Consider the following 6,195-nt stretch of genomic DNA (forward strand, 5'->3'; position numbering starts at 1 on the left):
TCCAACGACCGTGCACAGCCCCGATCACGGTCCACGAACAACGGAAAGCGGCCGGGGCGTGCAGGCTCCCGGCCGCTGACGCGTCGCGCAAAGGCGCGAGAATTCCCGCTAGTTCCCGGCAGAAGCGCTGGTCGAGGCGGTCTGGCGGAACAGCCATTCGGACTTCAGCTCGGCATAACCGGGCTTGATGACGTCGTTGATCATGGCGAGGCGTTCATCGAAAGGAATGAATGCTGATTTCATCGCATTGACTGTGAACCACTGCATGTCGTCGAGCGTGTAGCCGAATGTGCCGACCAGGTGCTCGAATTCGCGGCTCATGCTGGTGCCGGACATCAGGCGGTTGTCGGTGTTCACCGTCGCGCGGAAGTGCAGCTTGCGCAGCAGACCGATGGGGTGCTCGGCGTACGAAGTGGCCGCGCCCGTCTGGAGGTTGGAGGTCGGGCAGAGCTCCAGCGGGATGCGCTTGTCCCGCACGTACGAGGCGAGGCGGCCGAGCTGCACGGTGCCGTCGTCGGCGACCTGGATGTCGTCGATGATGCGTACGCCGTGGCCGAGGCGGTCGGCGCCGCACCACTGCAGGGCCTGCCAGATCGACGGCAGGCCGAAGGCCTCGCCCGCGTGGATCGTGAAGTGGTTGTTCTCGCGCTTGAGGAACTCGAAGGCGTCGAGGTGGCGGGTGGGCGGGAAGCCCGCCTCGGCGCCCGCGATGTCGAAGCCGACCACGCCCAGGTCGCGGTAGCGGTTGGCGAGTTCGGCGATCTCCAGGGCGCGGGCGGCGTGCCGCATGGCGGTGAGCAGGGCGCCCACGCGGATGCGGTGGCCGTTGGCCTTCGCGCGGCGCTCGCCCTCGCGGAAGCCTTCGTTGACCGCCTCGACGACCTCTTCGAGGGTGAGGCCCTGCTCCAGGTGCTGCTCGGGGGCGTACCGGATCTCGGCGTAGACCACGCCGTCCTCGGCGAGGTCCTCGGCGCACTCGGCGGCCACGCGCTTGAGGGCGTCCGTCGTCTGCATCACCGCGCAGGTGTGGGCGAAGGTCTCCAGGTAGCGCTCGAGGGAGCCGGAGTCGGCCGCCTCGCGGAACCAGATCCCGAGCTTGTCGGGGTCGGTCTCGGGCAGTCCCTCGTACCCGTTCGCACGGGCGAGGTCGACGATCGTGCCGGGGCGCAGGCCGCCGTCGAGGTGGTCGTGCAGGAGCACCTTCGGGGCGCGGCGGATCTGTTCGGCGCTGGGCTTCTCACGGTCCGTGTGACCGGTTGCGTGTGTCTGGCTCGTCATTTCGGCACTCTAGCGCCTACGCGCGTAGAACTCACTGGTCGATACGTAACAGTGACCCTGCGGACGGGTGGCGTACACCATGGCTTCTGACACTGTTCTGTCATGGCACAGCAAGGGACGGCGGGGCCGGCGGGCACGGCGAGACTCGGGCGCGTGATCGGAACGGGGCCATCGGCGGTGAGCGGAGTGGTGCTCCTGCTGCCGAGCGGCGCCGAGACATCCACCCGCAAGCCCTCCCCGCTCGCCACGGGCGGTGTCCGCGCGCTTGGCCGCAGGCTGGCCCACGACGGCCGCGCCGCGGGGCTCGCCACCCATGTCGTGCGCTACGGCTGCCGGGGCTGGAATGGGGCGCAGGCACAGCTCGCCCGGGACGCGGACTGGGCGGCGGACGAGATCGTACGTCTCTACGGCGATGTCCCCATCTGCCTGGCCGGAGTCGACATGGGCGGCCGTGCGGCGCTGCGCGCGGGCGGACACGAAGCGGTCAACTCCGTGCTGGCGCTGGCCCCTTGGCTGCCCGAGGACGATGTGGCCGCGCCGCCGGAGCCGGTGCGGCAGCTCGTGGGGCGGCGGGTGCTCGTCGTCCACGGCACGAACGACGAGCGGACCGATCCCGAGCTGTCGTTCCGGTTCGCGGAGCGGGCGAAGAAGGCGAACCGTGACGTGTGCCGGTTCGAAGTCCACTCCGACGGGCACCGGCTGCACCAGCATCAGGCCGAAGTCCTCGCGCTGGCATCGGACTTCGTGATGGGGACGCTGTTCGGCACGGATTTCGCGCGGCCGCTGGAGGACGCGTTGGCGGCTCCGCCGCCGTTGGGGCTGCGGATGCCGCTTGCCTCCGGCTTCGGGCAGTCCCTTCGGCGCTGAGGCTGCGACGGGGCCGGTGTCGTCACCGGCTTCGCCGGGTTCGTCCTCAATCGCCGGACGGGCTCGATTGCTGCAGCAGCTTCCCCTTTCTGCTCAGCAGGAACTCCTTGAACGCCGCCACCGGTGGAGTGTCCGGGTGGCCGTCGAGCCAGGCCACGCCGATCTCGCGGACGGCGCGCTGGCCCGTCACCGTCAGTTCCACAACTCCCGGGCGCGGTACGGCGGGTGGCGGCAGGAGGGCCACGCCGAGGCCCGCCGCGACCAGGCCGCGCAGGGTCTCCGCCTCCTCGCCCTCGAAGGCGATGCGGGGCTTGAAGCCCGCCTCCTGGCAGAGGTCGTCGGTGATGCGGCGCAGGCCGTAGCCGGGCTCCAGGGTCACGAAGGCCTCGTCGGCGGCCTCGGAGAGGCGGACCCTCTTGCGGGTGGCGAGGCGGTGGTCGTCGGGGACCACCAGGCGCAGGCGCTGCTCGTCGAGGCGGCGGGCGACCAGGTCGGGGGCGTCGGGCACCGGTGAGGTGAGACAGAGGTCGAGCTCGCCCGCGCGCAGCCGCTCCAGCATCGCCTCGCCGTAGTTCTGGACGAGGCTGAAGCGGACGCGCGGGTGGTCGGCGCGGAAGGCGCGGATCAGGCCCGGCACCGTCTCCGAGCCCATGGTGTGCAGAAAGCCGAAGGCGACCTTGCCGGATGCCGGGTCGGCGTCCGCCCTGACCGACTCGGCGGCGCGCTCCACCTCGCCGAGCGCCCGCTCGACCGAGGCGAGGAAGCTGCGGCCCGCGGGGGTGAGCGAGACGGTGCGGCCGATGCGCGCGAACAGGTCGACGCCGAGGTCCCGCTCCAGGCGTACGAGCGCGCGGGAGAGCGTCGACTGGGGGACCTGCATCTCCTGGGCGGCGCGCGTGACGTGCTCGGTGCGGGCGACCCCCGCGAAGTACGCGAGGCGCGGCGCGAGGAGCGTCACGATGTCCTCCGCGTCACTGTTCTGTGACAGGCGCGACGGTGACCTGTGCTGATGCGGCATGGGAACGATTATGGCGTTTCCATGCATTGGACGCATCAAAAATCCGGCCGTACGTTCTTGGACATGCCTCCTGCCAGTAGCGGGGCGTCCGCCACCCATGCGGTCGCCCTCACCCCGCCTCCCCTCTCCACCGACACACGCCTGACCCCCGGCGGGCCCGGCTACCGCCGCATGAGCTTCGCGCTCTTCCTCGCGGGCGTCGCGACCTTCGCGCTCCTCTACTCCACGCAGGCCCTCCTCCCCCTCGTCTCCGCCGACTTCGGCGTGAACGCGAGCACGGCCAGCTGGACCGTGTCGGCGGCCACCGGCGCACTGGCCCTCTTCGTCCTGCCGCTCAGCGCGCTCAGCGAACGCTTCGGGCGGCGCGCGGTGATGACCGCGTCCCTGACCGTCGCGGTGGCGGTCGGGCTGCTCGTCCCCTTCGCCCCCTCGGTCGAGGTGCTCATCGCGCTGCGCGCCGTGCAGGGCGCGGCCCTCGCGGGGCTTCCCGCGTCCGCGATGGCGTTCCTCGCCGAGGAGGTGCGGCCCAAGGCGCTCGTCGCCGCGATCGGCATGTTCGTGGCGGGCAACTCCATCGGCGGGATGAGCGGGCGCATCATCACCGGCTGGGTCGCGCAGGCCTGGGGCTGGCGCGCGGCGGTCGGCGTGGTCGGCGTCATCGCGGTGCTGTGCGCCCTCGCCTTCCGTGCGCTGCTGCCCGCGCCGAAGCACTTCACACCGGGCTCGCTCAGCCCCAAGTCCCTTGCGCGTACGGTGCGTACGCATCTGTCGGACCCGCTCCTGTGCAGGCTGTACGCGATCGGGGCGCTCTTCATGACCGTGTTCGGCGCGGTCTACACGGTGATCGGCTACCGCCTCACCGAGGCACCCTTCTCGCTCCCCCAGGGCGTCATCGGCTCGATCTTCCTCGTCTACCTCGTCGGTACGGTCTCGTCGGCCGCGGCCGGGAAGCTCGTGGCCCGGCTCGGGCGGCGCGGCGCGCTCTACCTCGCGGTGAGCACGACGGCGGGCGGACTGCTGCTCTCCCTGTCGTCCTCGCTGGTCCTCGTCCTCCTCGGGCTCGTGCTGATCACCGCCGGATTCTTCGCGGGGCACGCCGTCGCGTCCTCGTCGGTCAGCCGTACGGCGACGACCGGCCGCGCGCAGGCGTCCGCGCTCTACCAGTCCGCCTACTACCTGGGCTCCAGCGCGGGCGGCACGCTCGGTGCGGTCGCCTTTCACGCGGGCGGCTGGGGCGGCACGGTGGGCCTCGGCATCCTCGCGGTGCTCGGCGTCGTGTCGATCACGGTGTGGGGTTCCCACGCGGCCCGCGTGCAGGAGCGGCGGGGCCTGATGGCCGCCGCGCACTGACCCCGCGCCGCGCCCCGCTCCCCACAACCGGCCCCCGTCTGCGGGTTTCCCCAGTCCGGGGGCCGTTGTCAGTGGGCTGCGGTAGCTTCCGGAGTGGGCCTTCAGCCGGGTCCTTCTGAAGTAGCCGCAGGGGTGGGTTGGGATGAGCGACATCGCAGGGACGACGACCGATCTGGACAGCACGCTGGAGAAGCACCGCGTCGAACTGACGGGGTACTGCTATCGGATGCTGGGCTCGGCCTTCGAGGCCGAGGACGCCGTGCAGGACACGATGGTGCGCGCCTGGCGCAGCTTCGAGAAGTTCGAGGGCCGCTCCAGCGTCCGCTCGTGGCTCTACCGCATCGCGACGAACGTCTGCCTGGACATGCTGAACGCGGGCAACCGCCGCGCCCGCCCCATGGACCTGACCGCCGCCGCCCCCCTCGCCCAGGCCGCGCTCACCCCGCGCCCCGACAACACCTGGCTGGAGCCGATGCCGGACGCCCGCGTCCTGCCCAGCCTGCACGACCCGGCCGAGGCCGCCGTCGCCAAGGAGTCGGTGCGCCTCGCCTTCGTCGCCGCCCTGCAGAACCTGCCGCCCAAGCAGCGGGCGGTGCTGATCCTGCGCGAGGTCCTCGCGTGGAAGGCCAGCGAGGTCGCCGAGCTGATCGACACCTCGGTCGCCTCGGTGAACAGCGCGCTGCAGCGGGCCCGCGCCACGCTCGCCGAGCGGCCCGAGGACGACACGGCCGTCTCCGACCCGCTGGACGAGGAACAGCAGAAGCTCCTCGAACGCTACGTCGCCGCCTTCGAGGGGTACGACATGGCGGCGCTCACCGCGCTGCTCGCCGAGGACGCCGTCATGACGATGCCGCCGTTCGACCTCTGGCTGCGCGGCACGGCGGACATCACGGGCTTCATGTCCACGATGGGCGCCGCATGTGCCGACGGCCGCCTGCTGCCGGTGAACGTGAACGGCACCCCGGGCTTCGCGCAGTACAAGCCCGACCCCGACAAGGGCGGCTTCATGCCCTGGTCGATCCAGGTCATCGAGATCTCACAGGGCCGGATCGCCGGATTCCACTGCTTCCTGGACACCCAGCGGTGGTTCCCGCTGTTCGGCGTGCCCCTCCATCTCGACGACTAGACCGAGGAGTTCGACGAGCCCGACGAGCCCGAGCAGGGCCAGCAGGGCGGGGGCGGGGTTCCGCAGCCGGATCCGGCCTCCTGCCCTGCGGGCGGCGAGCTGCAGACGGGCGATGGCGTCGACGGTCGACAGATCGGCGGTGGTGACGTCGGCGACGTCGCAGATCACGTCGCGGCCGGGCCCGTGCCGGGCGGCCGCGACCTGTTCGCACAACGGCGGGACGTCGTCCGGGCGCAGCGGCCCGGCGATACGGATGAGGTTCTCTTCGGAATCGGCCACGCAAGGGTGACTCGCGGGGCCGGCGGAACTCATCGGTGCGGGCCCCTCCCGGGGGGTGCGGGTAAGAACCGCCCCGTAAGGGGCGCGGGCGGACTGCCCCGTAAGGGGCGCGGGGAACTGCGCGAGCAACCAGAGCGGAGCCGCACCCGAATCCTCACGCCCCCGTGGCCCGGGGGGGGGGGGGCCCCCCCCCCCCCGGGGCAGACACCCGGGGGGGGGGGTGTTGGGGCCGCGGCACCGTGGGATGTGGGGCGCCCGCGGGGGGGGGTGTTAATTT

The 6,195-nt window shown here is 71.7% G+C and carries 6 protein-coding genes; 3 read left to right on the forward strand and 3 right to left on the reverse strand.

Annotated features, from left to right (window positions below; genetic code table 11):
- Nucleotides 1-108: 108 nt before the first annotated feature.
- A complete protein-coding gene (locus ACFWZ2_RS09935) occupies nt 109-1,278 on the reverse strand; it encodes an adenosine deaminase (protein WP_384544244.1) in 1,170 nt (389 codons plus the stop codon).
- Nucleotides 1,279-1,380: 102 nt separating this feature from the next.
- Between ACFWZ2_RS09935 and ACFWZ2_RS09940 the strand changes: the two genes are divergently transcribed.
- Nucleotides 1,381-2,145, forward strand: a complete 765-nt coding sequence (locus ACFWZ2_RS09940) for an alpha/beta hydrolase (RefSeq protein ID WP_384544245.1) — start codon at nt 1,381-1,383, stop codon at nt 2,143-2,145.
- 46 nt (nt 2,146-2,191) lie between these two features.
- Here the strand turns inward: ACFWZ2_RS09940 and ACFWZ2_RS09945 are convergent, their stop codons facing one another.
- On the reverse strand, nt 2,192-3,163 hold the full coding sequence (locus ACFWZ2_RS09945) for a LysR family transcriptional regulator (protein WP_384544246.1): 972 nt from the start codon (nt 3,161-3,163) through the stop codon (nt 2,192-2,194).
- A gap of 63 nt (nt 3,164-3,226) precedes the next feature.
- On the opposite strand from ACFWZ2_RS09945, the gene ACFWZ2_RS09950 reads away from it, so the two are divergent.
- Both ACFWZ2_RS09950 and ACFWZ2_RS09955 read left to right on the forward strand, forming a co-directional pair.
- Nucleotides 3,227-4,513: an MFS transporter gene (locus ACFWZ2_RS09950; RefSeq protein ID WP_384544247.1), complete on the forward strand. Its 1,287-nt coding sequence runs from the start codon at nt 3,227-3,229 to the stop codon at nt 4,511-4,513.
- 142 nt (nt 4,514-4,655) lie between these two features.
- Nucleotides 4,656-5,639: a sigma-70 family RNA polymerase sigma factor gene (locus tag ACFWZ2_RS09955; protein WP_384544249.1), complete on the forward strand. Its 984-nt coding sequence runs from the start codon at nt 4,656-4,658 to the stop codon at nt 5,637-5,639.
- Here ACFWZ2_RS09955 and ACFWZ2_RS09960 read toward each other — a convergent pair.
- Nucleotides 5,550-5,918: an STAS domain-containing protein gene (locus tag ACFWZ2_RS09960; protein ID WP_384544251.1), complete on the reverse strand. Its 369-nt coding sequence runs from the start codon at nt 5,916-5,918 to the stop codon at nt 5,550-5,552. The two genes, ACFWZ2_RS09955 and ACFWZ2_RS09960, sit on opposite strands and share 90 nt — an antisense overlap.
- Between the last annotated feature and the right edge of the window lie 277 nt (nt 5,919-6,195).

This window comes from Streptomyces sp. NPDC059002, assembly GCF_042740435.1.
In the GTDB taxonomy this organism is placed as follows: domain Bacteria; phylum Actinomycetota; class Actinomycetes; order Streptomycetales; family Streptomycetaceae; genus Streptomyces.

Coding starts and splice junctions, on each gene's coding strand:
- ACFWZ2_RS09935 (WP_384544244.1), bottom strand. CDS start 1,278: ATGACGAGCCAGACACACGCAACCGGTCACACGGACCGTGAGAAGCCC.
- ACFWZ2_RS09940 (WP_384544245.1), top strand. CDS start 1,381: ATGGCACAGCAAGGGACGGCGGGGCCGGCGGGCACGGCGAGACTCGGG.
- ACFWZ2_RS09945 (WP_384544246.1), bottom strand. CDS start 3,163: ATGCCGCATCAGCACAGGTCACCGTCGCGCCTGTCACAGAACAGTGAC.
- ACFWZ2_RS09950 (WP_384544247.1), top strand. CDS start 3,227: ATGCCTCCTGCCAGTAGCGGGGCGTCCGCCACCCATGCGGTCGCCCTC.
- ACFWZ2_RS09955 (WP_384544249.1), top strand. CDS start 4,656: ATGAGCGACATCGCAGGGACGACGACCGATCTGGACAGCACGCTGGAG.